Annotated in this window: 35 protein-coding genes; 10 read left to right on the top strand and 25 right to left on the bottom strand. The window is 65.0% G+C overall.

The features are described from left to right. Window positions 1–3: 3 nt before the first annotated feature. The 25 genes from AC6H0R_RS11490 to AC6H0R_RS11370 form a co-directional block, all read right to left on the bottom strand. Window positions 4–2,115, bottom strand: a complete 2,112-nt coding sequence (locus AC6H0R_RS11490; protein ID WP_497581506.1) for a hypothetical protein — start codon at window positions 2,113–2,115, stop codon at window positions 4–6. Further along, window positions 2,115–2,390 carry a phage tail assembly protein T gene (locus AC6H0R_RS11485; protein WP_497581505.1) on the bottom strand — a complete coding sequence of 92 codons (276 nt, stop codon included), beginning with the start codon at window positions 2,388–2,390 and terminating at the stop codon, window positions 2,115–2,117. The genes AC6H0R_RS11490 and AC6H0R_RS11485 overlap by 1 nt, the downstream gene beginning before the upstream one ends. A 29-nt stretch (window positions 2,391–2,419) precedes the next feature. Next, window positions 2,420–2,743 carry a hypothetical protein gene (locus AC6H0R_RS11480; RefSeq protein WP_497581504.1) on the bottom strand — a complete coding sequence of 108 codons (324 nt, stop codon included), beginning with the start codon at window positions 2,741–2,743 and terminating at the stop codon, window positions 2,420–2,422. A 2-nt stretch (window positions 2,744–2,745) separates the two neighbouring features. Continuing rightward, window positions 2,746–3,237, bottom strand: coding sequence for a phage tail tube protein (locus AC6H0R_RS11475; protein ID WP_497581503.1), 492 nt, complete (start codon window positions 3,235–3,237; stop codon window positions 2,746–2,748). Window positions 3,238–3,304: 67 nt separating this feature from the next. Further along, the gene (gene gp17, locus AC6H0R_RS11470; RefSeq protein ID WP_497581502.1) at window positions 3,305–3,661 is read right to left on the bottom strand and encodes a tail completion protein gp17; all 357 of its coding nucleotides are present in this window, start codon (window positions 3,659–3,661) and stop codon (window positions 3,305–3,307) included. Then, window positions 3,661–4,149: a hypothetical protein gene (locus AC6H0R_RS11465; protein ID WP_497581501.1), complete on the bottom strand. Its 489-nt coding sequence runs from the start codon at window positions 4,147–4,149 to the stop codon at window positions 3,661–3,663. Before AC6H0R_RS11465 ends, gp17 begins: the two co-directional genes overlap by 1 nt. Next, on the bottom strand, window positions 4,146–4,331 hold the full coding sequence (locus tag AC6H0R_RS11460; protein ID WP_497581500.1) for a hypothetical protein: 186 nt from the start codon (window positions 4,329–4,331) through the stop codon (window positions 4,146–4,148). The genes AC6H0R_RS11465 and AC6H0R_RS11460 overlap by 4 nt, the downstream gene beginning before the upstream one ends. Next, window positions 4,324–5,034 carry a glycosyltransferase gene (locus tag AC6H0R_RS11455; protein ID WP_497581499.1) on the bottom strand — a complete coding sequence of 237 codons (711 nt, stop codon included), beginning with the start codon at window positions 5,032–5,034 and terminating at the stop codon, window positions 4,324–4,326. The genes AC6H0R_RS11460 and AC6H0R_RS11455 overlap by 8 nt, the downstream gene beginning before the upstream one ends. Beyond that, window positions 5,024–5,683: a glycosyltransferase domain-containing protein gene (locus tag AC6H0R_RS11450; RefSeq protein ID WP_497581498.1), complete on the bottom strand. Its 660-nt coding sequence runs from the start codon at window positions 5,681–5,683 to the stop codon at window positions 5,024–5,026. Before AC6H0R_RS11450 ends, AC6H0R_RS11455 begins: the two co-directional genes overlap by 11 nt. After that, window positions 5,676–6,026 (bottom strand): phage head closure protein, encoded by a 351-nt coding sequence (locus AC6H0R_RS11445; protein WP_497581497.1) that lies wholly within the window; start codon window positions 6,024–6,026, stop codon window positions 5,676–5,678. The genes AC6H0R_RS11450 and AC6H0R_RS11445 overlap by 8 nt, the downstream gene beginning before the upstream one ends. Further along, window positions 6,023–6,337 carry a head-tail connector protein gene (locus AC6H0R_RS11440; RefSeq protein ID WP_497581496.1) on the bottom strand — a complete coding sequence of 105 codons (315 nt, stop codon included), beginning with the start codon at window positions 6,335–6,337 and terminating at the stop codon, window positions 6,023–6,025. Before AC6H0R_RS11440 ends, AC6H0R_RS11445 begins: the two co-directional genes overlap by 4 nt. Continuing rightward, a complete protein-coding gene (locus AC6H0R_RS11435) occupies window positions 6,331–6,726 on the bottom strand; it encodes a hypothetical protein (protein WP_497581495.1) in 396 nt (131 codons plus the stop codon). The genes AC6H0R_RS11440 and AC6H0R_RS11435 overlap by 7 nt, the downstream gene beginning before the upstream one ends. Window positions 6,727–6,779: 53 nt before the next feature. Beyond that, window positions 6,780–7,097, bottom strand: a complete 318-nt coding sequence (locus AC6H0R_RS11430) for a hypothetical protein (protein WP_497581494.1) — start codon at window positions 7,095–7,097, stop codon at window positions 6,780–6,782. Window positions 7,098–7,150: 53 nt separating this feature from the next. Next, window positions 7,151–8,554, bottom strand: coding sequence for a phage major capsid protein (locus AC6H0R_RS11425; RefSeq protein ID WP_497581493.1), 1,404 nt, complete (start codon window positions 8,552–8,554; stop codon window positions 7,151–7,153). A gap of 10 nt (window positions 8,555–8,564) precedes the next feature. Beyond that, window positions 8,565–9,425: a head maturation protease, ClpP-related gene (locus AC6H0R_RS11420; protein WP_497581492.1), complete on the bottom strand. Its 861-nt coding sequence runs from the start codon at window positions 9,423–9,425 to the stop codon at window positions 8,565–8,567. Between the two features lie 5 nt (window positions 9,426–9,430). Further along, complete coding sequence (locus tag AC6H0R_RS11415) at window positions 9,431–10,744, bottom strand: phage portal protein (RefSeq protein ID WP_497581491.1); 1,314 nt, start codon at window positions 10,742–10,744, stop codon at window positions 9,431–9,433. Beyond that, window positions 10,744–12,420 (bottom strand): terminase large subunit, encoded by a 1,677-nt coding sequence (locus tag AC6H0R_RS11410; RefSeq protein ID WP_497581490.1) that lies wholly within the window; start codon window positions 12,418–12,420, stop codon window positions 10,744–10,746. The genes AC6H0R_RS11415 and AC6H0R_RS11410 overlap by 1 nt, the downstream gene beginning before the upstream one ends. Window positions 12,421–12,464: 44 nt before the next feature. Continuing rightward, window positions 12,465–12,956 (bottom strand): hypothetical protein, encoded by a 492-nt coding sequence (locus AC6H0R_RS11405; RefSeq protein ID WP_497581489.1) that lies wholly within the window; start codon window positions 12,954–12,956, stop codon window positions 12,465–12,467. Window positions 12,957–13,086: 130 nt separating this feature from the next. After that, window positions 13,087–13,482, bottom strand: a complete 396-nt coding sequence (locus AC6H0R_RS11400; protein ID WP_497581488.1) for an HNH endonuclease — start codon at window positions 13,480–13,482, stop codon at window positions 13,087–13,089. An 88-nt stretch (window positions 13,483–13,570) separates the two neighbouring features. Then, window positions 13,571–13,759, bottom strand: a complete 189-nt coding sequence (locus AC6H0R_RS11395; protein WP_497581487.1) for a hypothetical protein — start codon at window positions 13,757–13,759, stop codon at window positions 13,571–13,573. A 2-nt stretch (window positions 13,760–13,761) separates the two neighbouring features. After that, entirely contained in the window at window positions 13,762–14,175 is a 414-nt protein-coding gene (locus AC6H0R_RS11390) for a hypothetical protein (RefSeq protein WP_497581486.1), read from the bottom strand. A 10-nt stretch (window positions 14,176–14,185) separates the two neighbouring features. After that, window positions 14,186–14,500: a hypothetical protein gene (locus AC6H0R_RS11385; protein ID WP_497581485.1), complete on the bottom strand. Its 315-nt coding sequence runs from the start codon at window positions 14,498–14,500 to the stop codon at window positions 14,186–14,188. A gap of 397 nt (window positions 14,501–14,897) precedes the next feature. Continuing rightward, on the bottom strand, window positions 14,898–17,429 hold the full coding sequence (locus tag AC6H0R_RS11380; protein ID WP_497581484.1) for a VapE domain-containing protein: 2,532 nt from the start codon (window positions 17,427–17,429) through the stop codon (window positions 14,898–14,900). Further along, window positions 17,429–17,821: a VHS/ENTH/ANTH domain-containing protein gene (locus AC6H0R_RS11375; protein ID WP_497581483.1), complete on the bottom strand. Its 393-nt coding sequence runs from the start codon at window positions 17,819–17,821 to the stop codon at window positions 17,429–17,431. The genes AC6H0R_RS11380 and AC6H0R_RS11375 overlap by 1 nt, the downstream gene beginning before the upstream one ends. Before the next feature lie 226 nt (window positions 17,822–18,047). Then, window positions 18,048–18,251, bottom strand: coding sequence for a hypothetical protein (locus tag AC6H0R_RS11370; protein WP_497581482.1), 204 nt, complete (start codon window positions 18,249–18,251; stop codon window positions 18,048–18,050). Between the two features lie 93 nt (window positions 18,252–18,344). Here AC6H0R_RS11370 and AC6H0R_RS11365 point away from each other — a divergent pair, with 93 nt between their 5' ends. From AC6H0R_RS11365 to AC6H0R_RS11320, 10 genes are all read left to right on the top strand, one after another. Beyond that, entirely contained in the window at window positions 18,345–18,710 is a 366-nt protein-coding gene (locus AC6H0R_RS11365; RefSeq protein ID WP_497581481.1) for a helix-turn-helix domain-containing protein, read from the top strand. 61 nt (window positions 18,711–18,771) lie between these two features. Then, on the top strand, window positions 18,772–19,227 hold the full coding sequence (locus AC6H0R_RS11360) for a hypothetical protein (protein WP_497581480.1): 456 nt from the start codon (window positions 18,772–18,774) through the stop codon (window positions 19,225–19,227). A gap of 143 nt (window positions 19,228–19,370) precedes the next feature. Next, complete coding sequence (locus AC6H0R_RS11355) at window positions 19,371–19,772, top strand: hypothetical protein (protein ID WP_497581479.1); 402 nt, start codon at window positions 19,371–19,373, stop codon at window positions 19,770–19,772. Continuing rightward, on the top strand, window positions 19,769–20,293 hold the full coding sequence (locus AC6H0R_RS11350; protein ID WP_497581478.1) for a hypothetical protein: 525 nt from the start codon (window positions 19,769–19,771) through the stop codon (window positions 20,291–20,293). Before AC6H0R_RS11355 ends, AC6H0R_RS11350 begins: the two co-directional genes overlap by 4 nt. Continuing rightward, a complete protein-coding gene (locus tag AC6H0R_RS11345; protein WP_497581477.1) occupies window positions 20,290–20,535 on the top strand; it encodes a hypothetical protein in 246 nt (81 codons plus the stop codon). The genes AC6H0R_RS11350 and AC6H0R_RS11345 overlap by 4 nt, the downstream gene beginning before the upstream one ends. After that, on the top strand, window positions 20,532–20,825 hold the full coding sequence (locus tag AC6H0R_RS11340; protein ID WP_497581476.1) for a hypothetical protein: 294 nt from the start codon (window positions 20,532–20,534) through the stop codon (window positions 20,823–20,825). The genes AC6H0R_RS11345 and AC6H0R_RS11340 overlap by 4 nt, the downstream gene beginning before the upstream one ends. After that, a complete protein-coding gene (locus AC6H0R_RS11335) occupies window positions 20,822–21,829 on the top strand; it encodes a hypothetical protein (protein ID WP_497581475.1) in 1,008 nt (335 codons plus the stop codon). The genes AC6H0R_RS11340 and AC6H0R_RS11335 overlap by 4 nt, the downstream gene beginning before the upstream one ends. A gap of 1 nt (window position 21,830) precedes the next feature. Further along, entirely contained in the window at window positions 21,831–22,037 is a 207-nt protein-coding gene (locus tag AC6H0R_RS11330) for a hypothetical protein (RefSeq protein WP_497581474.1), read from the top strand. A gap of 13 nt (window positions 22,038–22,050) precedes the next feature. Beyond that, window positions 22,051–23,910 carry a ParB/RepB/Spo0J family partition protein gene (locus tag AC6H0R_RS11325; RefSeq protein ID WP_497581473.1) on the top strand — a complete coding sequence of 620 codons (1,860 nt, stop codon included), beginning with the start codon at window positions 22,051–22,053 and terminating at the stop codon, window positions 23,908–23,910. Then, on the top strand, window positions 23,907–24,353 hold the full coding sequence (locus AC6H0R_RS11320) for a hypothetical protein (protein WP_497581472.1): 447 nt from the start codon (window positions 23,907–23,909) through the stop codon (window positions 24,351–24,353). Before AC6H0R_RS11325 ends, AC6H0R_RS11320 begins: the two co-directional genes overlap by 4 nt. Window positions 24,354–24,423: the final 70 nt, after the last annotated feature.

The raw sequence follows: 24,423 nt of genomic DNA, 5'->3' as shown, positions 1-24,423 counted from the left end.
GCATTATCGGAACCTTTCGATGGAACCCATTGCGGACAGAGCCTCACGTGCGCCCGCGGCCGCCGCGCGGCGCACTTCTTGCGAAGAGCCCGGCGCCACCTGCACGGTGATGCTGACGGAGCGGCTGTCCCGCGCACCGCCGGCCAGGGCGGGGTTCGGCACAATCACCCCAGCCGTGCGCGGCACAAACATTTCGGGGCCCTGCTCGCCAACCAGAAAGCTGCGGCCAGGCAGCACGTCGCCGCCGTTGGCCTTGGCGCCGCCGAAGGCGGAGGCAAGGCCGGCAACAGCGCCGAGGAAACCACCAGCACCACTGTTGCTGCTGCCCCAACCTCCGATGCGCTTGGCCAGGTCGGCGGCTACCGCCTGGGCGATCATCTTTTGCAGGATCTTGCCGAAGCCCATGAGCATGCCGTCCAGCCCCTCGGCAAACGGGTCGAACAGGAAGTCGGCGAAGGCGTCTTGAATGTTGCGGGCGGCCTGGTCGGCGAAGACGGTCAGGGAGTCTGTGCTCTGCTCGACCATGGCATTGGTGCGACCGAGGGCCGTATCAACCGCCTCGAAGTACTGCTCGACGTTGATCACGCCCATCATGTACGCGGCCGACAGCAGCGACATGTCTTCGCGCTGCTTCTCCAGCTGCGCGCTGGGGATGTTGGCCATCAGCTCGTTGAAGCGCTTTTGCTCGTCGGCCAATTCCTTGAGGGTTTCAAGGTTGCCAATAGCAGCGTCAGCAGCGCGCAGCTGCGCATCCGTGGCACCGTCGAGGGCGAGCTTGTAGAGCCCTGCCTCGCGCTCTGTCATGTTGAACGTGGCGGCCTGCGTTTCGAGTGCGCGGATCTGTTTCTGGATGGCCTCGAAGGTGCGCATCGCATCCTTCGCGGCGTTCGGGTCCTCCTTCAGGGGTTTTTCCGGCTCATCGCCGCCCCTGTCGGCGACAACACTCTGCGCAGCCAACTGGGCACTCTTGAGGGCGCGACGCCAGGCCTCGACCATCTTGTCGCCGGCAAGCGGCTCGATCAGCAGCGCGGCAATGCGTTCCTTCGCCGTCTCGAAGCCCTTCTCGGCATCGCGAAGCTCACGCTGAATTGCGAGCCCAACTCCAGAAATCGGCATCGCTCCGACTTCCACACCGGGGATGCGATTCATCTGGTCGATGAGCAAATTCACACCGGCCACCGGGCCATTCACGATGGTCTCGGTCAGTCGCAGCATCAGGCCGGAAATGCCGTAAGCCATGAGCTTGCCGGCTTCGAGCGAGAGGTTGAATACGCGCCCCACACCGTTGACCGCGTTGATCACAAAGCCCAGCGCATTGATCGTCGAATCCACCGCCTCCGGCACCACCGTGCCGAAACCCCCGGCCTCTTCCACCGCCTTCATGAACTCGTCGCCAACTGCTTTCAATGCCGGCGCCAGGGCGACAGTCAGCTGCTTCTGCAGGCCATCCACGGCGAGGCTGATGGTTGAGAAGGCATCGTTGGCCATCTCGACCTTGGCGGCGTCGACGTCGGACAGGTTGAGGCCGAAGAGCTGCACCTGACGCGCGGCTTCGGCGATGGTGGCCGGGTCCATGCGCTGAATCGCTGCGGCATTCTTGGCGCCGAAGATCTCAGCCGCCACCGCGCTGCGCTCATAGGCCGGCACGTTGTCGCGCAGCGCGGCGTTGATTGCCGCGATGCGCTCATCGAGCGGGATCTTGGCAAGGTCTTCGGCAGACAGGCCCAGGCGGTCGAACGCGTCTGCCTGCGTTTTCACGCCCTGGGCGGCGCGGCCCATGTTGATGTCGAGCTGACGCGCCGCCGTCTTGATCTGATCGAAGCCGACCCCCGCAAGCTGCCCGGCTCGCTCCAGGTTGGAAAGGCTGGTGTAGGTGGTGCCCATCGACTGCGCCAGCTTGGCCTGCGAGTCAATGAGGTCGCGCTGCTTGTTGACGATCATCGTCAGCGCGGCCACGGCCGCCGTGGCGCCCACTGCAATGGCGGTGCCGATGACCTTGCCGACTTGCGCGGCCTGCTTCTCCATGGCCTTGAGGCGAGCTTCCGCGCGCTTGGTGTCGGTCTCGAAGCTGCCCGTTTTCATGAGCAGGTCAATGACGATGGAACCGGCGGCCATCAGGCTCTCCCGTTACACAGACCAAAGGCCTGGAGCAAACTCAAATCGACGTCCGACAGCTCGCCCCGGTACGGCGGGGCCAGCCAGTCGAGGGCGTCGGACACGGCTCGTCCGCCACCTTGCCAACCGGCCGCAAGAGCGGCCGGGCGGTGGTAGCGGTGCAGATCGTCAAAGGGGTGTTGCTGGTAGAACGCCGTCCAGCGGCGGAACTCGGCCGCCGACATGCGCCGCTTCCACTCGGCCACGCTGCGGCCACCGAGCGCGAGTGCAAGCACGTGCCACAGCCATTCCTCGCTGTTCGGCGTCAGGCGTTTCCCGAGGGTTCGCCCTGCCCGTTCACTTCCAACAAGGCCAGGAAGATGTTCTGCAGCGGGCGAGGCTTGAGCTTGAGCGCTTGCTCGAAGCCCATGGCCGGCTTCCCGTCGGGGTTGGCCACACCTTCGGCAATGAGACGGGCAATGGCGCCCTCTCGCGCGAGCTTGTCGGCGCCCACGGTGTCTTCACGAAAGCGAGCAAAGGCGGTGTAGGGCAACTCGCGAAAGTGCAGCGTGACTTCCTTGCCACCCCCGACATTGACGGCGCGAGGGTGCAGGGTTTCGCTGACGAAAAGATCTGCGTCGAGGCTCATGATCACGGCGCCTTGAAGAACGGCACCACGGCGCCCGAGCGCTGCAGCGTGAGCGTGCCGCGCACGACTTCGTTGGTGGCGATGTCGATGTTGACGTCGGCGATATACGCGGTGAACTCGAAGCCGCTGCGATCAGCAGGTACGACGAATGCACCAGCGCTCAGCGTGGGCGGCGCAACGCCGTCCGACAGGCCAGCAAGCCACGGCAGGCGCTCAGCCGTGGCCTTGAGGTCGAAAAGCACCTGATGGCTGATGGCCGTGGGCTTGTACACGAACGGCACCGACACTTGACCAGGGTTGCCAAGCCCCGCCTTGAAGGTGCGGTCTTGGGTTTCCTCGAGGCACGTGTCGTCGATCTGGTCGCGCGGGCCGCCGAGACCAGTGATGCCCGTCGGGCACTCGAACTTCATGATCGCCGGCTCGCTGCTGACCGAAGCCGCCGCGATCAGGAACAGGTGCGTGCCCTGCGTTTTTACGCTTTCGTGTTCGCTCATGGTGCTACTCCTGAAATGAAAAAGCCCCTCGCAGGGAGGGGCTTGTGGGGTGAAACTCGGGCGGCGGCTATCGGTTCAGCCACCAGTCAAACTGCATGCCGATGCGGTATCGGCGCGTTTCAAAATCGCGGGTGTTGATGACGATTCCGGTCATGTGCGCTTTAGGCTCGATGGCATTGCGCACAGCGATGGCCAGCGCCTCGACTTGCGCGTCGTCGTCCGACCAGCAATCGACCTGCACCGCCACACGATCAACTGGCGGCGGGTCGCTGAGGTTGTTCTCAGGCGCGCCGGTGACGATGAAGTGCGTGACATACGGCGCCACAACATCTGGCGCGGCTTCGCCGTGGCGGTAACAGCGGTTTCCGATCAGCGCCACCACAGGCGGCGAGGCCATCAGCGTGCGGTAGGTCGGCGGAATCATCAGGCCCCGCCCTGCCGCGCCAGGCGCGTGGCGATCTTGTCGAGATCCGCGAGCAGTGACCTGGTGGTGACGGTAATCGCTTCAGCCGCCTTCTGCTGCGCCGCCGGGCGAATGAATGGCTCGGCCGTCTGGCGCTCGCTGCCGTATTCCTTGAGCTGTGCCGTCTTGAGCGTGGTCACTGGCTCACCCTGCCGGCCGGTGTAGGTCTTGCGGCGCACCCGTACCAGAAAGCGCTCGCCACGCGTGCCGGTGGGCTCTTTGCCGCGGCTGACGATGATGTTCTTGGCCAGCAGATCGGTAGTCAGAGCGGGGTCGGTAAGCGTGCCTTTCAGGTTTGCGATTACCTGCTTCTGGATCACGCGAGCGCCACGGCGCAGGGCAGTCTTCACCGGGCCGCCGCGCTTGCTCACCACTTCAGCCGGCAGCGAGGCCAGCATCTTCGCGATGCGATCAGCGCCCTGAATGGTCATGGTCATTTCGAGGCTCATAGCGGCTCCATTGCATCACGCTGATTCCCGAACTGATGACCATCGAGGGTGCGCAGCACATCCTCTTCATCCTCGCCGGAATCTTCCTGCGCGAGCACTTCGAGCAGCTGACCGAGCATGCCTTCGATGCGGCGCTGGGAGGCCTCGATATCAGCCAGACGGTTAAGCAGCTCGTCATTCATAGCGCAGGCCCTCATAGTGTTCGGCGTCCGCACCCACCCAGCCACGCAGCTTGGCAAGGCGGAAGTCAGGCTTCCACGGCCGGGAGCGGTCCGGGCGGTGGCCAAGCCCCAGCCCCTTGCGGCCGGGCAGGCCCTTGATGCCCACCACGGTATCCACCTGGTGAATGTCCTTTTCGCTGGCCGGCAGCGAATCCCAGAAGAAGCGGTCGACGCAGTAGCGGTCGGCCGCAATGGCTTGGTGGCAGGCGGCCTGCATGCGCGGCAGGTGGCGCACATCAAATGCGGTGTTGCAGAGCGCGCTGCCGACGTTGCGCATCACGATCCAGCAGCGGTGCTGCACGTTGTAGTAGCGCTGCCACTGGCTGCCGGTGGCTCCCTTGCCTTGGGCGATGCGCGATGCACACGTGTGCAAATGGTCCGGGCTGTACCAGTCGTCGTGCTCCCACACCACCACCACATCACCGGTGACATGCTCCAGCGCAGCCAGCACGTTGCCGGCCAGGCTGCGGCCGCCCTCAAACTCACGCGACCGCACGATGTGCTGCTGGCCCATGGTGAGCACGGCAGGCTCATTGCCGTCGTCCGCCACAATCCACTGGTGCGGTTGCAGCGTCTGGCGCTGCATGTACATCTCAGCCAGCGCCATGCCGGTGGGCTGGTCGGCCGTGGGAGTAATCACGCTGATGCGCATTTCAGTAGTCATTGACCGGTCTCTTGTAGTGCACATGCCTGAAGTGCGGGTTGCGGTCGTGCGTACCCGGCCACCGCTGCAGCGGCACGCTGAGCTTGGCGGCGCAGTAGTCCAGACTCATCTGGTCACGCAGGGTACGAGTGGCGATCTCTTGCGCCCACATCTCGTTAAGCGCCACCACGTCAGGGGTGTGGCGACGCAGGATCACACCATTGCAAGACAGCTCGCGCTGCGGATTGGCGGCCGTATCGAAGCCATCCGCCTGGTAGGCCGCGAGCTGCGCTGAAACAGCAGCAGGCAAGGCCTTGCGCAGGCGGATAATTTCGCGGCATTCGTCGCTGATGCGCTGGCGATCACGGTGGCGGAAGGTGACGAAATCCCCCGCGCCCAGCAAATCCTCTGGGCGTGTAAGCAGGGTGAAGCTGGCATCCATCCACAGAGACCACTCGCCGCTGACCGAGCTGTGGCTGAGCGCCTTCATGAGGCGCGACGCCCGGGTGGGCGCCTTCTTCCGCGCCATCTGCACAATGTCCCAACGCGTCGATTTCAGCGGCTGGTCGGTGAAGCACACAAACCGCGCATCCGTCGCGCCGCAAGCCGGCTCATGAAGCGGGTCGGTGTAGCCAAAAACGCAGGTAAAAACGGTGATGCGCTCAGCCACGATTCACCCCCATCTCGCACATCAGGGTGAGGTGCCGCAGCAGCGTCGGGTCCGGCAGGATCGCGCGGATGTTATAGACCTCGCCCTTGTGCTTGACCCGCATGGTCTTGGCATTCAGGCCAGCGCGGTGGCGCAGTGTGATGCGCGTGGTGACGCCGTTTTGCACTGCCTGTGCGGCGAGAAACTCACGCCCCGAGAGCGGTACGATCTCGGCCGGAATCAGCGGCTCTTCCGAGTCGAGAATGCTCACCCAGTCGGTTACGCGGGCGCCGTCGCTGTCGAGATCCGTGATGCTCTCTTCGATATCCACCCGGTGGCGAAGGCGGCGGTTGAGCTGCTTCATACGCCCAGCCCTTTGCGGTACGGCATCCACAGGGCTTCAGCGGTGCGGCGGATCGCGGCGCGCTGGGTGGCGTCGCCTTCGTAGTCGGCCTGCACCATGATGACGATGCCGCCAAACAGATCATCCGGCACATCAGGTTCGCTGCTCGGCTCGCTCGAACTGCACTCTTCATCTGCGCCGGGCAGGCACGGACGGTCGAGGAAGTTCAGGCACTCACGCGTAGCCGACTTGATGAGGCGCTCGATGCGCGCATCGTCGTCGTCATGCGTGACGAGCAGTTGCTCTTTGACGGCCTGCAGCGTGATCAACATTGCAGCGCTTCCTCCAGCGTCATGCGTTTGAAACAGGCCAGCGCGGTTTCCCGGCTGGCGTTGATGATTTCAGCGTCTCGCCGCGCATGTGCCAGCGCGGCGAAATGGGCGGGCCACTCGCCAGCGGCGCCGGCGTTGCCGAGCCCTTTGGGGTGATCCGGGTGGTGATGCCTGCGACCGTCTCCGGCATAGCCGCAGTCGTAGCCAAGCAGCACTACACGCTGCGCACCCCTGGATAACGCATGCTCGATGGCCAGCGCGCCGCTGTTGCGGTAAGGCGCGGGCGGGATACGCATGACGCCATGGATGCCGCGGATCGGCGCAACACACTGCCCGGGGAATATCTCTTTCACGCGCCTGATGTAGTGATTCCACCAGGCGCGATCCATGGCCACCAGCACGTCGGCCCAGGGGACCGAGAAGACCGTGCTGTTGGTGACGACTACGCTGCGCTCTTTGACTTCTTCGCCGTCGCTTTCGGCTTCTTCGCTTCGGTCGGCGCCGTCAGCTTTGCAGACGTCTGCGCGGGCGAAGCGCCAGGCGCGAACGGCTTCGAGGTCTGCTTCTGTGACGCTGGGGCCGCTGGCAATGCAGACGACGGTGCGCCAGCGGCCTTGCGGGGGTTTGCTGCCCCCGCCGGCTTGGCGAGGTTGCGGCTGATCAGTTGCTCAGCGGCGCGATCGGTGGCTGAAAACCGCTCGCCACGCCGCAGCGTCTTGCCGTCGTGCTGCAGGCTGTAGAGTGCTTCAAGCTTTACCATGTGACTCTCCTGGCGCAACGGGGCCTGAACCCCGTTGCGCGGCTTGAGGGCGGTTACGCGCTGGCCGGCAGGCCGTCGAAGTCACCCTTGACGAACGCCTCGGGGCGATAGACCGTGAGCGCAAGGCGCTCTTCGACAAGTACCGTCACCATGTTCTTGGTGAAGTTCTTGTCGTGCTCCGTCGAGATCGACACCGAAACATCCTCGCGATCCCACAGCTGCGCGCCCATGAAGAACGCACCGACCAGGAAGTCGCCCGCGTCCATGGATTGCGTCTCGATCACCGGGCGCCCCCACATCATCGGACCCGCCATGCCTTGCGGGTTGGCAAAGATGTAGCTCTTGTTCGCATCCTTGGTGAGCTCGATGCCCGCCCAGTCGATCGGGTTCAGCACCACGCCGTCAGCCATGTATTCCGCCAGGGCGGCTTGCAGCATCGCCAGGCGCAGGCGATCCATCGCCGTCTCGAACTCGACGGTCACACCCGGGTTGCTGTAGGCCGAAGCCTGGGTGTAAATGCCGTCGATGTTCAGGCCAACGCCCGAGCCCTTCAGCAGCTGCAGCTCTTCCTTGAGCTTCAGGCCGTAGCGCAGGCGGGTGTTGATGTGCGACATCAGCATGGCCGCGTCCGCAAGGATCTGCTTCGACACGGTGATGTGATGGGCAATCGTGGCAACCTTGGCAGCGTCTTCCTCAAACGTGATGTCCGATTCGGGCTTACCTTCGGCCGGGTTCTCGGAGACCACATCGGCGCCGTTGGTGAAGCCGCTTTCGCGCACAAACTCAACCGAGTTGGACGTGGTGCGGCCCGGCGCGATCAGGTTGCGGATGAAGAGCTGGCGCTCACCCGGGGTGATGATGCCGGGCACCCGCTGAGGAACCACGAGGGAGCCGGCCGAGGCGGGGTCGCTGGTGACAGCGGCCGACACATCGATGTTGATGGTGCCCTTGAAGTTGCCGTTGCCCTGAATTGATGCGTACTGATCCGACTCGGCCACCAGCTCGCCCATGGAGCGCTGACGCACATCGCCGCCACCACCGTTCTGCAGCTTCGCGATAACTTGCTCGGCGCTGCGCAGATCGGCCTGAAGGACGCCTTGCTGGGTGAGCAGCTCGTCGACCTTGGCGCGGGTCTCTTCGGAAAGCTTCGAGTGGGTCTTGATATCCCTCTCGGCACGCTCGGCATGCTCCTTCAGCTGAGCGTCGATCTTGGTCAGGCTGGCCTGTACCTTTTCGTACTGCGCGACCACCTCATCCTCGGAGCCGACCTTGCCGAACTGGCGACGGAAGGCGCCGCTGTACAGGGCTACGCCCGGCTGGACGAGCGCGGCCGCGGCGACAATGACACCGGCCGCAGCCAGCATCGAAACGTGATTGACGCCAAAGGCGACGGGGATGATGGCGGCGATTGCGATCGTGGCCATCAAGAACACAGGGGTGAGTTTCATATTACGCATGACGGTTTCCTCACAAAGGAAAGGAGAGTTGCGGCAGGGGTGCCAGGTCAAAAACGGGCGCATCGCGCTGCCCGCGTTCGGGGGCATCACGCCCGCCGCTGCCAGCCGCATCGCGCAGGCTGGACTTGATTTCGTGGATGAGTTTTGCCGCCTCGGAGCGCGGCATGCCGGCTGCACGCAGGGCGGCTTCGACGCGGCGCACTGCGGCGGCGCGGGACTGGGTATCGCCCTGCTCTACCTGTTCGCCACCGAGCAGCTCGTCGGCGAAGCCCAGCTCGATGGCCTTGCTGCCGCCGAGCCAGGTTTCGGCGTCCATGAGCCGGCCGACCTCTTCGGCATCGACACCGGAGCTCGCCGAGTAGATGTCGGCCATGGCTTCGTCGAACGGCTCCATGGTGTCGGCGATCTTGCGCATGTCGTGGCGGTTGCCGACGGCCAGCGTCCAGCAGTCGTGAATCATCAGGAATGCGCCGCGGCCGATCTGCCGCGTATCGCCAGCCATGGCCACCACCGAAGCGGCCGAGGCGGCGAGGCCAAGCACCTTGATGGTGACTTCGCCGTCGTGCTCGCGCAGCAGGTTATAGATGGCCAGCCCCTCGAACATGTCGCCGCCTGGGCTGTTGATGAAGGCGGTGACCGGGCCGCTGCCGAGGTTGCGCAGCGCAGCGGCAACACGGCGGGATGTGACACCCTCGCCCGTCCAGTAGTCTTCGCCGATGGGCTGCAGGATGCTGATGCTGCGCTCTTGCTCTTCCGCTGCAGCAGCACGCAGGGCCGGGTTCCAGGACTCAAGCGCTTTGGGCGCGATATCCCACTGGATGCGCGAGTTCGGCCGGACTGCCGGAGCAGCCGGAAGGGTACGAATGGTCATGGCGGTTACTCCGAGGGCTTGCTGTCGCCGGCGTCGAGCCAGGCACGCAGGGCGGCGCGGGCGCGTTCGCTGTCTTGCGCTTGGCCGATACTGTCGAGGGTGGTCATTGCAGACTGCACGGTGAGCACGGCGGCATTGCCGCCACGCGCGGGCAGGTTTTCTTTCACGCGGCATTCGTCGCGATCCATGATCCCGTTGTTGACCATGGCCGCGTAGAAGGCCGCGCGCGCTGCACTGTCGGCACGCAGGAAGCCTTCGATGCTGAATTCGGCGTAGTAGCGCAGCCGGTCGCCCGGGCTGAGCAGCCGCATGTTGATGGTCTGCTCGATGCGCTTGAGCCAGGGCATGAGAGTGAAGGTCAGGAAGGCAATCATTTCCTGTTCCATGCCGGTGCCCCACTTGGTGCCACTGCCCTGGTGGCCAACCATCCAGGGCGGCACGCGGAACCAGCGGCAGATCTCTTCCACGCTCCACTGGCGCGTCTCGAGCAGCTGGGCGTCGGCGGGGTTGATGCCGCACTCGCCGACATCCATGCCGCCTTCGAGCAAGGGCTGTTTGCCGGCATTGACCGCGCCACGGACTTCTTTAAGGTTCTCGCGAAACTCCTCGCGCTGCCGCTCCGTCAGCACCCTATCCATCTTGAAGTAGGTGGTCGGCATCAGACCGTTCTCGAAGGTCTTGCCGGCCACCTGGTCGGCGGCTTGCGCGGCGCCGAGCGTGTTCGCTGCGTAGCGGATAACGCTGAGGCCGGTGATGCCATCCAGCGTGAAGCCGGGGATATTGAAGATCCGCGCCTGCGGGATCTCACGCTCCCGGCCGTCAAGCTCGACGTATCGATATACCTTTTCACCGCCACGCGCCCACGTGCAGCTGCTGAGGCGGCGCGGGTCGAGAAACTGCAGGCCGACCACGCGCTGCCCGATCATGAGCATTTCGGCACGGGCGTTGCCGCGCAACAGCATGGCCGCTACGGTGGCCTGCCAGTGGGCGCTGGAAGTAGTGTCGGCATTCGGCTGGGTGTGAAGGATGCTGTGCAGCGGGTGGTTGCTGGCCACGCGCCGGCCTTCGGAGCCAAGGCGCTCATACAGTGAGAGCGGCAGCGTGCCGATGGTCTCCGACACCAGGCCAGCGCACGCCCACACTGCCGAAAGCTTGAGCATGGATTCGTCATTGACGACCTGCCCCGAGTTGGAGCCGCCACCGAAGCCGCCCCAGCCTTCGGGGTCGGTCAGGGTCAGCTGGCCCGTGAGTGCCATCCACGCAGACCGGATGCGGCCGGGCTTGCTGACGGCAGCAGTAGGTTTGCGGCGGGCAGTCATCACAGGATCGGGGCTCTCAAGAAGTCTTCAATCGAATCGCCATCGTCAGGCTTGGAAGCCCGCGACAGCGCCATGACCAGCGCAACCACCGGATCAATGCGCCCGCGACGCGAGCGCTTTTTGTCCGGCCTGAAGTTTCCATTGGTGTCGAACAGCAGCGAGACGTTGCCAGCGCAGTGCCGCAGCATCAGGTTGCCGCCGTGGCGCAGGCGCTTGCCATACACGAGCTCTTCCAGTTTCTTGCTGCCGGGGTACATCCCGCCGGTGTTCTGCGGGATCTCGACCATCAGCAGCCCTTCGTCTTGCAGCTCGGTCGACAGCTGCGTGGCGTTCCACACGTCGAAGCCGACCGACTCGATCTGGTACAGCTTCGACGCCTCGACAATGGCCTGCTTCACCGGGCGGTAATCGGTGACATCGCCCGGCGTGGTGGTAAGCCAGCCGGCAGCCGCGCACTTACGGTACGGCGCGGCGTCGTCCGCTTCGGCATCAAGCTTGGCCTCGGGGCACCACGTCCAGCTCAGCACGTGCCACTCGCCATCCTCAGCATCGGGCGGGAAGGCCAGCGCGAATGAGGTGAGATCGCGCACGCTGGCCAGGTCGAGCCCGCCGTAGCACTTACGGCCGAGCAGCATGTCGAGGGCAAACTTGCGCTTTCCGGCGTCCCACACGTTCAGATCAAGCCAGCCCTCGGCATCGTTGCGCCAGAGGTTCAAGTCCTTGACTTCAAAGTTCACCCGCGCGCTGGGTAGCACCCGCGCCTTGCGCGCCATGTCGCGCATGTACTGCAATGTCTTGATGGTGCCAAGACCCGGGTTGGCCTTAAGCCAGATGCGTTCATCGAACGGATCGTCCCCGGCGTCGAGCGTGTAGGCATAGCCGAAGAATGAATCGTCCTGGATATCGCCGCGCAGCAGGCGCACCAGGTAGTCTTCCATCTCCACACAGATGCCGTCCTGCACATAGCCGGCCGTGGTGATGGCCGACATGAGCGGCTGGGCGCGGGCGCCAAGACCTGATTCCAGCACGTCCCACTGCTCGCGTGATCGCTGGGCGTGCAGCTCGTCGTACAGCACGGCGCTGGGGCTGTAGCCGTCCTGCGCATCGGCGTTCTGCGCCAGCGGGCGGAACACGCTGGTGCCGAGCGTCATGCGCTCCTGGTTCATGCCCTCGAACACGCTGATGCTACGCGCCAGCTTTGGCGAGCGGCGGCGCCACCGCTTCACGTTCTCGAAGGCTGGGCTGAACACCGTCATGGCCTGGGCGCGCGTGGTGGCCACCGCATACACTTCGGCGCCCTGCTCTCCATCCATCATCCACAGGTAGTTGCCCTGCGGACCAATCCAGGTGCTCTTGCCGTTCTTGCGGGCGATGCGCTCATATGCACGGCTGAACCGGCGCAGCCAGCGCGGCGCCTCGGGCTCGCCGTGGTTGCGCATCCACCCGTACTTCACCGCCGTCCAGAACTTCTGGAACGGCTCAAGCATGATCGGCTGGCCGGCCTTGTCACCCTTGATGTGTACGTGCCACCGCTCGATGAACTCGATCACGTGCCACGCGGCAGCTACATCAAAGCGCAGGGCCCGTGCTGCACACGTCTGCAGGTCGCGGTAGTGCCGCTCGACGGCCAGCAGCACCAGCTCGCCAACGAGGATCTGCCCGCGCAGCACTGGCACGCCGTACTCAACATCCCATTGCTGCCAGTCCGCCTCTGGCGGTATCAGTGCAAGCCGGCGTTTCGTGGGCCGTTTTGGCCGTGCTCCAGAAGATCGGCGAACAGGTCGTCCTGGTCTCCGCCCTGCTGGGTCTTGCTTTCCTTGAGGCGCGCCTCGATCTCGGCCATTACCGTCAGACATGCTTCGGGCAACTCCCTCTTGATCGACTCGCGCGCGGCACGCTCGTTGTAGCTGTGCGGCAGCTCGAACCGGTTGCCGTTCTCGCTCTTGCCGTAACGGCCTTCGCTGACAACCAGCTTCATGTCTTCGGTCCAGGACACCATGGTGTGCACCAGCATCGTGATCTGGATGCCCGCCGCGTCAATCTTCCGGCCGTTGCGCAGCAGGGCTTCGCAGATCCAGCGGTACAGCCGCCGACCCGTCGTGCTCAGCTGGGCGCCAGGTGGCGGCGACGGAATCTTGACGCCATCCACCAACCAACCCGCTTCAGTGTCACCACCCTCGGGCGGCGCGCTGCTTTCGTTCTCGCCGCTCATATGCGTCTAACTCCATCAATCGGTCGACCGCAGTCCACCGGCCTCAATCAAAGCCTCTCAGCCCCTCGCCTTCTGACCCCTCCCCCCACCCCCAAACCCGCCCCATGAAAATACGACTTGGCGGCCGGTCCTAGCGCGAAAGGGTGCTGACTTTTGCACCACCCCTCCCCGCCTGGGCTTCTCGGGCGGTCTTTGCGTCGTGGCAGGTTTTGCAGATGGCACGAAGGTTCGACGGATCATCCGACCCGCCTACCGCTTTGTTGGTGATGTGATCCACGATGCGGGCCGGGCGGTAACGGCCGTCAGCCAGGCACACCTGGCACAGCCCCTTGTCTCGAGACAGGATCTGCTTTCGCAGCTTCTCCCATTCCGAGTCGTAACCGCGTTCATGCCGGGTGCCGCGTGATGGGTCAGCGAATGACCCCGGCCGCACTGCCGGCTTGTGTTTCTCGCACCAGTTTCCACCACCGCGCACCAGCACGCCGCAGCCTGGACGGCGGCAGGGCTTGGGGGCGGACGATGGCATTGGGTTCCGGAAATGACGAAGCCCGGCAGGTTTTCACCTGGCCGGGCTTCTGAATTCTCGGGGCGCACCTCTCCCCGCAGGCCGAACACTACTCGCGCGAATTTTCCATGTCAACACCCTCGCGTGCAGTTTCCTCGGCGCACGTTGAATCCGGCACGGCGATATCGAACCTCACCGCATCCGATGGCAGCTCTTCACGGGTCGGCCAGTGGTCGAACTCAATGAGCAGGGATCTGCCGTCCGGCCAAGTGGCAATGACCTGCGCCTGAATGCCCATGGTCAGAACCTCACCTGCACGCCACGCCGCGGAAGTGCTTGCAGTAGCTGATCGTGCGCCTGGTCGAGCTGCTCTGCATAGTTGTCACGCGGGAAGCGGAACACCGCCGCGAGTCCATAGCACCGATACACCGCAGCCCGCTGAGCCGGGGTCAGGTCATCGATCGCAGCATCAATGTTCCGGTGCGTATTCCCGTCGACCTGATCGTACAGCGACTGAATGTCATTGGCCCCGGCGCCCGCAATTCGTTGCGCTGCGCGAGGGAAGCCCAGCTTGAGCTGATAGCTTCGGCTCCATTCGGCCCAGCCCTGCAACAATCCCTTGAGCCGATCCAGCGGCGCCATTGGTGTCGGAACCTGAACCGCCGCCCCAACCACCCGCACCCTCACCCGCCCTGCCTCGCACGCTGCCTTCATACCCACCTCCTCACAGATCCCACATGTTCACGGTGTTGCGCCCTTTCTTGCCGCGGAACGGGCGCACCGGCTGCACGGCCACGTGCCGCGCTTGCTCCGCCGCATACACCACATCCGGCCGGGCTCTCAGCTCGGCCAGCTTCATTTGCATCCAGCCCAGGCACGCGCGCAGGCCAGCCACGTTGGCGGCGTCGCGGTGCTCACGCACCAGCGCGTTCAGCTCTTCGATGTCATCGCGACTCCAGTCATCCGCCGCAAGCAGCGGCGATAGCGCCCGGAAGGCCTCGCGCAGATCGTTGAGCAGCTGCTGAATCTCCTCGCTCATCCGTCCAACCCCTCAAAACACAGGTTGGACGGCGAGGTTAGACGGCTGAAACCCTTACCCCTACTGCATCCGTCTAACCGTCTAACCTCGTCCAAGGGAAAACAGAACAATGAAACAAGCCTGCTGCGCTCTTGCCACTCGTGCACACGTGTGCACGCGTGCGCGCGCGTGTGCGTGCGCCTGCGGGCGGCGAGGTTAGACAAGGTTGGACGGTTAGACGGGCCCAGCAACCACGCGGGTTTTCGCCGTCCAACCTCGCCGTCCAACCTTGCGCAAACAGGTTGGACGGCACCCGCCGCACACCCCACCAACCCGCCCTTTTCCGGACGCACAGCCTTACGGCGCGCACCGATCCCTGGGTGAAAGTCGGTTGAGGTGTAGCGGCGGGCGTTCATCATCAGAACCCCGGCGGCACAGGGCCGCCCGGTGCCGGCTCGTCGGCCTCAGGCTTCGCCGGCACCGGCGCAGCAGGCGCAGTGCCAGCGGGCTCCTCGGGGCGGTGGTACTTCCATTCGCGCGCACCGGACGGGTCGCGGCGGTGAGGCCAGCCCAGCTGCTGCATCAGCATGCCAATGCGCGTGCTCTCGCCTCGCGTGCCGCTGATGCGGTTGCAGTCCATGCCAATGGCGCGGGTCAGCAGGTCAAGCGACGTGAATGCGTCCTCTTTCTTCAGCACGCGCTCGGCGTCGTACAGCCACTCACGCAGCCGCACCAGCCACGGGTCTTGCACCTGGCGCGCCTCTTGTTCCGGCCGGATCACGCGAAACTCTTCCTCGCGCCCCGGTCGCGGCACATGCCCTTCGCGGTACAGGGCCAGCGCCTGGGCGTACAGCTGGTCACGCCACGCCTTGAGCTTTTCCGTATCAATCAGCCCCCGGCAGCGCACCGGCCAAAAGCGCCGAGCGCCCGTCGGGTCTTTGAAGTACTGCCCCTGGTTCGTCGTGCCCGCAAAGGCCGTCTGCCGGGGGCGCACCACCATGCGCCGGCCATATGGCGGGCGGTACTTGTCTGTCGGGCTGGTGACAAACGCCTTCACCGCCGTAGCCTCAGCGCGGTTGAAGCTGTCCATTTCGCCAATCTCATACAGCCACGAGCCATCGAGCTGCATGTAGGCGTCCTTGTCCCCCAGGTGCAGCTGCGTGTCCGAAAACCACGGCTCGGCCAGCACCCGCAGCGCGGTCGATTTGCCCCGCCCCTGCGCGCCCTCAAACACCGGCATGTAGTCCCACTTGCAGCCGGGCTGCATCACCCGGTGAATCATCCCCAGGATGAACAAGCGGCCCACCAGCGGCAGGTACTCTTCGCTCTGCGCCACCGCCCCCATGCACTCATGCAGCCAGCGGGCAAGCCGGTCGTCTCCATCCCAGGGCGGCAGGCTGCGCAGGTAATCGCGTATCGGGTGAAAGCGGTGGCGCATCGCCGCCATCTGCACGCCGGCCGTAAGCGTGCCCTCGCCCTTCACCAGAAAGCGGTGCTTCTGAGCCAGCCACAGGCCAAGCTCCAGGTCGTCCTCGCTGCTCCACTCGCCGGTCTTGCCGCCGGTGGGCGCGTCCTTCAGCTTCACCACTGCGCAGGTGAATTCGTCGTAGCCCAGCACCCCGCGCCAGTCCGGGCAGCGGGTCAGGAACAGGAACACGTTCTCCCGGCAGTCCTCCAGCGTTACCGGGAACACCTTCCAGATCAGGCTGCGCTTCCACGTTGGCAGTTTGTCATCCGCCGCTTCGGGCACATCGCCCGCGCCAGCGTGGTCGTCGGCGGGTGGCACTCCCGCCGCTGCCACCTCGGCTGCGCTGGGCCGTTGCCGCTTCAACCAGGCGCGCAGCGCATCAGCATCCGCACCCTCGCCCACCGCATCCGCCACGTCCCACCCGCCCGGCTTCTCGCCCGGCTCCGGTATCTGCACCAGGCGCACCCGCGCCGGCGGCGACAGGGCCAGCAGGTGTTGTGCAATCTTCTCCATCGCCGCCACGCCCGGCTGCTTGTGCTCGGGCAGCAGCGGCTTGCTATCGGCCGTAATGCCGGCGTCTTTCTCGTCCTTGGTCAGCTTCTCGCGCTGGGCGTCGCAGTCTGGCCACAGCGCCACCAGGCGGCCGGCCAGCGGCGTCCAATCCACCTTGTCGACGGCCTTGCTCCCGCCCGGCCAGCTCGCAAACACCGTATCCGGCAGCAGATCCACCGGCGCGTCGGCGCACTTCTCACCCTCCACCAGCACCACCGTCGCGTCAGGCTTCGCAGCCAGCCGGTCCAGCATGTACATGGGCCTCGGGTCGGCCCACTGCTGCCAGCGCCAGGCGCGCTTGCCGGTTTCCGGTGCCTCGCAAAAGGTCAGCGGCAACACCTCTTTGCCACCGTCGCTGCGCCGGAACCGGCACACATAGCCCAGCAGCAAGCCAGCGCCATCGCGGTACGTCCAGATGCTCTCCGGAACCCCGCGAAACTCATGCGCCTTCGGGCGCTCGGGCGCATCCTCCGGCACCGGTACAATCGGCACCCACACCGCCGGCTTGGCCTTCTCCGGTGCGGGCTTGGTGTCGGCCTTTTCAGGTTCGGCAGCAGGCGCCGAGGCTTTCGCTGCCGGCTTCTTCGCCGCAGCCTTGCCCCGCGCCTGCCTTCCACCCGCTTCAATCGCCTCCGGCACCCCCAGCTCTTCAGCCAGCTCCCGCGCGGCCAGGCCGTTGTCACCGCCGTGGAACAGGTACGCAAACAGCGCCACCAGATCCTTGCCCTTGTCCGGGGTCGCAAAGTCGCCCCACAGCCCGGTATTCACGTTCACCGAAAAGCTGCCGGCCTTCGAGTCCGCCCGCATCGGGTTCAGAGCCACCCACTCGGGGCCCACCCGCTTGCCATCCGGCAGCCACTCAGCAAGCAGGCTCTCCGCCTGCTGCAGCGCGCGGGCAGCAATCAGGTCAAAGTTGATTCGGTCAGCCATCAGCCCTTTGCCCCACCGTCGACACGGCCCTGCAGGTGTTCGAGCTGCTTCATGGCCTTGGCCAGCGTCATGGTCGCGTCATTGATCGCGCCCACCAGGCGCACCTGTTCATCCTCGGGCGCCTTGCGGTCCGGTCGGGCGTGCATCGTGTCGTCGCAGGCGAAGTACAGCGGGTCGTAGCGGTTGCAGAAGTTCATGGCCGCCACAATCTGGCCAAAGGTCAGCCGCTCGTCCTTGTCCGGGTTCAGGCACGCCTTGAGTCGCGCATACGCGCTCTCGGGCTTCAAGTGCGGGAACAGATACATCGCCACTTCCTTGATGCTCCGCTCGCTGTTGCTGATCATCAGCGCCAGCGCCTCGAACTCGTCGTCGTAGAACAATTTCGCCTGCATCGAACTTCCCCTAATTTCTAGGGGCACTTAGGGGTGCCCTCTTGCGGCCAAAAAAAGAGACTCCGTTCTGAGCAAAAAGAAGCGCCCGGCAGTTACCCGCCGGGCGCAAAGACTCAAAGGGAGTTCAACATGAACAGCACATTTCCGGCCATGTGCAATGGCACAACCCGCCCGCCTCGGCGAGCGCCCATCAACCCGCCCACGGAGGGAGAGCGGGTGGATTCGGTCAGGCAGCGCACGGCGTCGCCTCAAGCTCGTAAATGTCAGACAGCGAAAGTTCGCCGCCCGACGTATCAACCATCACTTTCGCAAGCTTCGGACGAGGCTGCCTCTCGCGATACCGATAGCTCTTCACGCGCCGCTCCGGCACACCCCACATTTCTGCGCAGGCGTGTATCCCGTGCTTATCGATGTAGTCAGGTAGGTCCATGCGCTCGGATTATCCACGTTTTGCGGATTTCTTCAACGAAAAAATCCACAACACGCATAAGCGCCGCTTTTTACCAAATTCCACAATGCGCGTATGGACGAGACTGAACTCAAGCGGCGGGTCGGGCAGCGACTTCTTGCTGCCATCAAGGCCGCCAAGACTACTCAGCGGGACCTGGCAGAGAATGTGCCGTGGCTCACAACGAGCACCCTTAATTCTTGGGTGAAGGGTCATCGCATGCTGCCGCTCGACAAAGCCATGATGCTGGCACCCTTACTCGGGTGCAGCGCCGCCTACCTGATGACACTGGAAGAGGCTCCGCTGGAGGATAAGAAGCTCGAGGCGCTCACGCAGCTGTACAGAAACAGCGACGAGCGCGGGAAAACGCTGATCCTCCGCGTTGCGGAGCAGGAATCGAACTACGGAATGAGCGATTCGGAGCAGGAAAAGAGCGCGTAAAATGCCAGCGCCATGCTAGGCTCCCAAGGGCAAAACCACATTTCTCAAGGGGTCACGGCACATGCCAAACGCGCGCCGAAAATCGAACCGCACAATCCAGGCGAGCTTGCCGCTGGCGACCATGATGGTCGCGCTCGCAATTCTCGCCTCGCCGCTGTCAATTCACGCTCAGCAGGCATCCCAAAAAGCAGCAGCACCCACCAACACGGCCATCGAGTTCGGAGATACCCCTCGTCAACGGCTCGGTATGGCTGTAGCAGTCATGGCCAGCATTACTATCGATGCCCGCGATTGTGAGTTCGACCTGAATGTCGGCCGCAGACTCGACCGCTGCGAGAGGTTCGCTAACAAGATCGCCAGCGGCAACGATTACAGCCAGGCGATGGAAACCCTCGAAGCACTGACAGACGCCGACGCCAACTTTGTGAGTCGCAACCCGGCCGACTTTGGCGCCGTCGTGCGCAACATTGACGAGATTGCACGCGTCAGAAACCTCCTCATTGTGCGGACCCGTTAGGGCCGCAAACCCAGCAGCGCCGCCTTCGGGCGGTTTTTTTGCGGCATACCGATCCGCGTTTTGTGTATTTTTTTATTGACACGAATACACGTTTTGTGGATTCTTGCCTCCGCAGCGTCCTAAACCGACCACCGGAGGCACCCATGCCCGACCTCATGCACCACGCGCTCCAGACCCTTGAGCGCTTCCTGGTAGCCAACCGCGCAGACGACAGCGCCCGCCGCCACGCCGAGCGCACGCTCACCAGCCGCGCCCCTGAGCTGCGCGACATCGAAGACATGCTGCGCCCCATCGTCGGCACCGGCGGGCTCGACATCGCCCAGGTCGACAGCGGTGACGACGGCGACCAGCCCCTGCAGATCCTCGCCGGCAGCACCAGCGCGCACGTCGATTACCGCCACGTCGCCGGCCTGCTGCGCGGCCTGATGATGCAGTGCTACACCCCCGCCCTCTGGAAGCACCCCAGCGGCTGGACGCTGCTCATCCACTGGCCCGACGACGCCCAGGCCCACCGCGTCATCGAGCCGGACGAGGTGGCGGCATGAACGTCATCACTCAAATCGCCGAGCGCTGCGAGCCCGCCATCAATCCCAAGCTGTGGCCCATCTTCACGCTTGATGGCACGGCGTGCGTGTGCCGCATGCATGTCATGGCCCAATACCGGCCGCTGCTCGAAGACACCCATAAGTACCCCGAGGCCACCAATGATCAGCGCCGCATGGTCGGGCGCATGTTCGACGAGCTGCAGGTCACTCGCCTCAACGGGGTGCGGCTGGAAACCCTGGACCTCGATGGGGCTCCGCAATGCACCGGGTACGAAGCTGCGGACGCACCCGCCCATGGCCCCGACTGCCATGCGTGCTGCGGCACCGGCGCAGCACGCCATCACCTAACAAAGATCGTCGGCAGCCACTTCTCCACGCGCTACCTGCGCCTACTGCGCGAACTCATGCCCAATGGCGTGATCGCGCCAGATCCTGCCCGCATTTACGCACCGGCGGTCTTCGAGTGCGGCGATGTCATCGGGCTGCTGGCCGCTTGCGTTCCTGCGGGGGTGCGTCGATGAACACCCCCCGCCTCCCCATCAGCCACCGCCGGGGCCACGACGCCAGCTACTACCACTTCCTCCGCTGCACCCCCACGGCGCAGCGGCACATCCCCTTTGCCCGCACCCGCCGCGAGCAGCTTCGGCAGCAGCTACGCCGGCAGCTGCGGCTCTTCCTCGACGCCCTGCTCGGCACGGTGCTGCTCGGGCTTTTCATCGCCCTGCTTGCGTTCGCCCCCGTGTGGGCCAGGTGGCTGCCATGACGCGCACCACCATCACCGCCGACATCCCGGCAGACATGGCTGCGCGCCTTGATCTGGTGATCGCCACCACCCTGCGCAACTACCCCGCCACCACCGCGCAAGACGTCATCAGCACCGTGCTGTGCGCCGGCATCGAAACGGTAGAGGGCAACGCCGCCATCGGCACCGCCTGCGCCCAACGCGATTCCTTCCGCCGCGCCCTGGTGCGCATAGGCAGCCTGCCCGAAGAAGCCCCCGCCCGCGAGGCCGTGTGCATCGCCCGCGCCATGGTGCCGGGGTGGTCGACATGACCTGGCGCCCCTGCCCGCCCGACTTCGACGGCCGCACACCCATCACCGTCATGGTCACGCCCGCGCAGCAAATGCGGCTTGAGCTGCACCTCGCCCAGGTGCGCGACACCGACCCCGCTGCCGACGACAACACCATCACCGACCTCATCTTTTCACGCGGCCTGGAGGCCGCAATGGAGACGCACATGGAGAGCATCAGCACCGCAGAAGCCACCACCACCGACGCCGACACCACCCCCGACGGCTTCGTGCGCCACCCGCTGCACATCCCCATCGAGCTGCACCCCGCCACACAGGATCTCATTCGCAACTTCGCCGAGGCGCTGGCCAGCAAGCTCAACGAGGCGCAGGAGAAATACGGCTGGTATGACGATTGGAGGTACGCAGACCCGGCCACTCTCAACGCCGAAATGGTGCAGCACATCAAGAAGGGCGACCCGCGCGACGTCGCCGCCTTCTGCGCGATGCTGTGGGCGCGGAAGGCCCCTTGCGAGGTGGTCGGATATGTGCCAGCTGGCGTGTACCAGGGCGACGTCAGTCAAGCATGGGCCGAGCAGAAGCGCGCCGCTGACAATTGCGGGCGGCTTGAGCGAACCCTGAAGGCCCAGCGCACAGCGATGGATAGCCTTGATCGACGGCTCGAAGCGAAGACCAGACGCATCCTGGATCTGGAGGAAGAGGCGCGCGCTGCCGGCGCCCAAATCCGAGCAGACGCCGAGCGCTGGACGGCCGACATCCAGCGCCTCACCACCGAGCTCGAAGCCGCCCGCTGCCGCTCCATCCCCGACGCCATCACCGTGCTGCAACACGCCATGTCCGAAACCGGCGCCAGCATCACCATCGACCAGCACCCACAAGCGGAAATCACCTACGCCGATGCCGCCGAATCCATCCGCGTGCCGGCCGCCGAGGTGCCCGAGGTCATCGAGTCGCTGGAATGCCTGCAGCACCACAAATGGGGCGGCGGCAAAACGCTGGCCGACATCACCGACGCGGAGGTGTGACATGGCCCATCGTGACCCCCGCGAACAGCTGCGCCAGGCGCACGTCATTGCCGCAGACCACCACTGCAAGATCGTCGAGCGCCCCACCCGCACCGGCCGCACCTACCTGCTCTACCGCATCGTCAGCGGCCGCCCCGTATTCGTCGGCAAACGCAGCAGCGAGAGCGGTATCCACTCGCTCGTCTGCAAAGCCTGCAACTTCCACTAAGCCGGAGCCCATCATGAAATTCGGTTACCACGAAATCCCCCTGCGCGAGCTGACCGGCTCGCCCACCAACCCCCGCAAGACCTTCCCGGAGAACGAGTTGGCCGAACTGGCCGACAGCATCCAGGAGAAGGGCGTCATTCAGCCCATCGTCGCACGCCCCTACCCGCACGGCGAATACAGCCACTACGGCGACCCCGGCGCGGATGTGATGTTCGAGATCGTCGCTGGCGAGCGCAGGTGGCGCGCCTCCAAGATGGCCGGGCTGGAGGCAATCCCCGTCATCGTCAAAGACCTCAGCACCCGCGACGTGCTCGAAATCCAGATCATCGAGAACCTGCAGCGTCGCGACGTCAACGAGCTGGAAGAGGCAGACGGCTACCGGCTGATGATGGATGAACATGGCTACGACGCCGACGAACTGGCCGAGAAGGTCGGCAAGTCCAAGGCCTACATCTACGCCCGCCTCAAGCTGTGCGATCTCAAACCGCACGGGCGCGAGGCATTGCTGGACGGCAAGATCAGCGCATCCGTGGCGCTTCTCATTGCCCGCATTCCCACCTTCGGCTTGCAGAAGCAAGCTGTCTCCGAGGTGGTCAAGGGCGAAATGTCGGCACGGCAGGCTGCCGAGCACATCCAGGGCCGCTACACCCTCAGGCTGGCCGAAGCGCCATGGGCGCTCGAAGACGCCACGCTCGACCCCGACGCGGGCGCCTGCGTCGGCTGCCCCCACAACACCAGCACCAACCGCGACGCCTTCGCAGACGCCCCTGCAGGCGTCTGCACCAGCCCTGACTGCTTCGCCACCAAACGCGCCGAGCACTTCAACCTCAAAGCCCAGCAGCTGGCCGCAGCCGGGCACGCCGTCATTCGCGGTGACCAGGCACGCGAGATCATGCGTTATGGGCCGGGGTGCTACATGGCGGGCTTCTCTCACATCGGGCGGCACGAGCAATGCCTGGCGGAACACCTGGTCAACGCGCCGCGCACGTACATCGAATATCACGGGGACGGGCAGCTGTACGAATGCGTCAGCTCGGAAGACATGCTCGCCGCACGCGCTGCGGCCAACGCAGCCAAACGCACCCCCGAGGAAATCGCCCAACTGCGCGCCGCGGAAGAGCAGCGCGCCCGCGAGGCCCAGGAAAAAGCAGTGTGGCGCGAACTGGAGGCGCGCTATCTTGAGATCCTGTTTGAGCGCACCCGCGCTGCCTATGTCGAAGCACATAAGGCCATCACCGGGCCCGCCAACGGGCTACGCACCCTGCTGCTGTGGCAGCTTGAAGACAGTGGCGGCACGGACGAAGCCATGCTGCCCTTCCACGCCCCCAACTACGTCGGCGGCGACAGCGCCGAGGCCGAGGAAGCAATCGATCGAGCGCTGGCGACCTACACCTTGGGCGAGCTGCTGACCTTCCAGCTCGACAGCAACCTGCTGCAAGAACTACGCGAACTACAGCAGCCCTGGCGCGCGGCTGGCGACCGCCAGATGTCGAACCCGCTGACCGACACCGCCCGAGCCTACGGCCTCGACCCCGAAGCCATCCGTGCCGAAGTGTTCCGCCCCGATCCAGCGCAGCCCCCTGCCGCCGAAGCCGCCAAAACCCCTTCTACCCCCGAACAGGCTGCGCCGGCGCCGGCCCTTCATGCGCCCGAAGAGCCCCAAACCCCCGCCACCCAACCCCCCGCGAAAAAAGCTGCGCGCGCGCCCGCCCCGAAGCCCGCAAAACCCAAGGCCAAGGCCACCCCCGCGCCGGCCAAGGCCACCGCGAAAAGCAGTAAATCGAGCAGCCGGGCAAGCCCGGCTGGAGGGAAGGGAAAAACCACCACCAGCCCTACCGCCAAGGCCAAGAAGAGCGCGGAGGTGGTGGCATGAGTACGCAGCCCGCACAAGATCTTGTCGACCACCACCTGGATGCGGTGCTGCGCGCCGCAGGGTCTGCGCTGCGCCACTACACCCTGCCGGGCCCCCTGCAGGACATGCGTGCGGCGATGGCGGGCGCGATGATGGCCGCGTGCAACAGCGCCCTGAGCGCCCAGGCTGCCGACATTGCGCACTCAGACGAAATGATCGAGGGCTTGGCTAAAACCTGCGCCGAGGCTGAGGCCGAAGTAATCGCACTCCGCCCCATCGCGGCCGCAGCGAAGGAGGCTTACGGGCACCTGTGGGCGGTCAATGAAGATCCCGGCACGCCCAACCAGTACAGCCACGTCGCGGCCATCAACGCAGCCCGCAACCTGCTACGGGACGCGCTGGACAAGCCAGACCAAGCGGGCGGCATTAAGGCTGCGCTGCAGGCGGCGGGGTTGATGGCATGAAGCGCCCGCAACTCGACACCTCCACTGGGGGCCGTTACGTCGAACGGATGCGGCTTCTCCCCCTCGCCCC

This window comes from Pseudazoarcus sp. NS36 (assembly GCF_059703705.1).
The sequence above is the reverse complement of the archived record's forward strand: the minus strand, read 5'-3'. Positions and strand labels throughout refer to the sequence as shown.

Bases quoted from the DNA above. Each gene is read 5' to 3' on its own strand.
- AC6H0R_RS11445 (WP_497581497.1), bottom strand. From the start codon at position 6,026: ATGAAGCAGCTCAACCGCCGCCTTCGCCACCGGGTGGATATCGAAGAG.
- AC6H0R_RS11390 (WP_497581486.1), bottom strand. From the start codon at position 14,175: ATGAAGGCAGCGTGCGAGGCAGGGCGGGTGAGGGTGCGGGTGGTTGGG.
- AC6H0R_RS11355 (WP_497581479.1), top strand. From the start codon at position 19,371: ATGCCCGACCTCATGCACCACGCGCTCCAGACCCTTGAGCGCTTCCTG.
- gp17 (WP_497581502.1), bottom strand. From the start codon at position 3,661: ATGATTCCGCCGACCTACCGCACGCTGATGGCCTCGCCGCCTGTGGTG.
- AC6H0R_RS11480 (WP_497581504.1), bottom strand. From the start codon at position 2,743: ATGAGCCTCGACGCAGATCTTTTCGTCAGCGAAACCCTGCACCCTCGC.
- AC6H0R_RS11460 (WP_497581500.1), bottom strand. From the start codon at position 4,331: ATGAATGACGAGCTGCTTAACCGTCTGGCTGATATCGAGGCCTCCCAG.
- AC6H0R_RS11350 (WP_497581478.1), top strand. From the start codon at position 19,769: ATGAACGTCATCACTCAAATCGCCGAGCGCTGCGAGCCCGCCATCAAT.
- AC6H0R_RS11340 (WP_497581476.1), top strand. From the start codon at position 20,532: ATGACGCGCACCACCATCACCGCCGACATCCCGGCAGACATGGCTGCG.
- AC6H0R_RS11415 (WP_497581491.1), bottom strand. From the start codon at position 10,744: ATGACTGCCCGCCGCAAACCTACTGCTGCCGTCAGCAAGCCCGGCCGC.
- AC6H0R_RS11365 (WP_497581481.1), top strand. From the start codon at position 18,345: ATGGACGAGACTGAACTCAAGCGGCGGGTCGGGCAGCGACTTCTTGCT.
- AC6H0R_RS11440 (WP_497581496.1), bottom strand. From the start codon at position 6,337: ATGTTGATCACGCTGCAGGCCGTCAAAGAGCAACTGCTCGTCACGCAT.
- AC6H0R_RS11385 (WP_497581485.1), bottom strand. From the start codon at position 14,500: ATGAGCGAGGAGATTCAGCAGCTGCTCAACGATCTGCGCGAGGCCTTC.
- AC6H0R_RS11400 (WP_497581488.1), bottom strand. From the start codon at position 13,482: ATGCCATCGTCCGCCCCCAAGCCCTGCCGCCGTCCAGGCTGCGGCGTG.
- AC6H0R_RS11465 (WP_497581501.1), bottom strand. From the start codon at position 4,149: ATGAGCCTCGAAATGACCATGACCATTCAGGGCGCTGATCGCATCGCG.
- AC6H0R_RS11330 (WP_497581474.1), top strand. From the start codon at position 21,831: ATGGCCCATCGTGACCCCCGCGAACAGCTGCGCCAGGCGCACGTCATT.
- AC6H0R_RS11475 (WP_497581503.1), bottom strand. From the start codon at position 3,237: ATGAGCGAACACGAAAGCGTAAAAACGCAGGGCACGCACCTGTTCCTG.
- AC6H0R_RS11380 (WP_497581484.1), bottom strand. From the start codon at position 17,429: ATGGCTGACCGAATCAACTTTGACCTGATTGCTGCCCGCGCGCTGCAG.
- AC6H0R_RS11335 (WP_497581475.1), top strand. From the start codon at position 20,822: ATGACCTGGCGCCCCTGCCCGCCCGACTTCGACGGCCGCACACCCATC.
- AC6H0R_RS11370 (WP_497581482.1), bottom strand. From the start codon at position 18,251: ATGGACCTACCTGACTACATCGATAAGCACGGGATACACGCCTGCGCA.
- AC6H0R_RS11425 (WP_497581493.1), bottom strand. From the start codon at position 8,554: ATGCGTAATATGAAACTCACCCCTGTGTTCTTGATGGCCACGATCGCA.
- AC6H0R_RS11490 (WP_497581506.1), bottom strand. From the start codon at position 2,115: ATGGCCGCCGGTTCCATCGTCATTGACCTGCTCATGAAAACGGGCAGC.
- AC6H0R_RS11430 (WP_497581494.1), bottom strand. From the start codon at position 7,097: ATGGTAAAGCTTGAAGCACTCTACAGCCTGCAGCACGACGGCAAGACG.
- AC6H0R_RS11325 (WP_497581473.1), top strand. From the start codon at position 22,051: ATGAAATTCGGTTACCACGAAATCCCCCTGCGCGAGCTGACCGGCTCG.
- AC6H0R_RS11395 (WP_497581487.1), bottom strand. From the start codon at position 13,759: ATGGGCATTCAGGCGCAGGTCATTGCCACTTGGCCGGACGGCAGATCC.
- AC6H0R_RS11320 (WP_497581472.1), top strand. From the start codon at position 23,907: ATGAGTACGCAGCCCGCACAAGATCTTGTCGACCACCACCTGGATGCG.
- AC6H0R_RS11405 (WP_497581489.1), bottom strand. From the start codon at position 12,956: ATGAGCGGCGAGAACGAAAGCAGCGCGCCGCCCGAGGGTGGTGACACT.
- AC6H0R_RS11455 (WP_497581499.1), bottom strand. From the start codon at position 5,034: ATGACTACTGAAATGCGCATCAGCGTGATTACTCCCACGGCCGACCAG.
- AC6H0R_RS11375 (WP_497581483.1), bottom strand. From the start codon at position 17,821: ATGCAGGCGAAATTGTTCTACGACGACGAGTTCGAGGCGCTGGCGCTG.
- AC6H0R_RS11420 (WP_497581492.1), bottom strand. From the start codon at position 9,425: ATGACCATTCGTACCCTTCCGGCTGCTCCGGCAGTCCGGCCGAACTCG.
- AC6H0R_RS11360 (WP_497581480.1), top strand. From the start codon at position 18,772: ATGCCAAACGCGCGCCGAAAATCGAACCGCACAATCCAGGCGAGCTTG.
- AC6H0R_RS11435 (WP_497581495.1), bottom strand. From the start codon at position 6,726: ATGGATCGCGCCTGGTGGAATCACTACATCAGGCGCGTGAAAGAGATA.
- AC6H0R_RS11345 (WP_497581477.1), top strand. From the start codon at position 20,290: ATGAACACCCCCCGCCTCCCCATCAGCCACCGCCGGGGCCACGACGCC.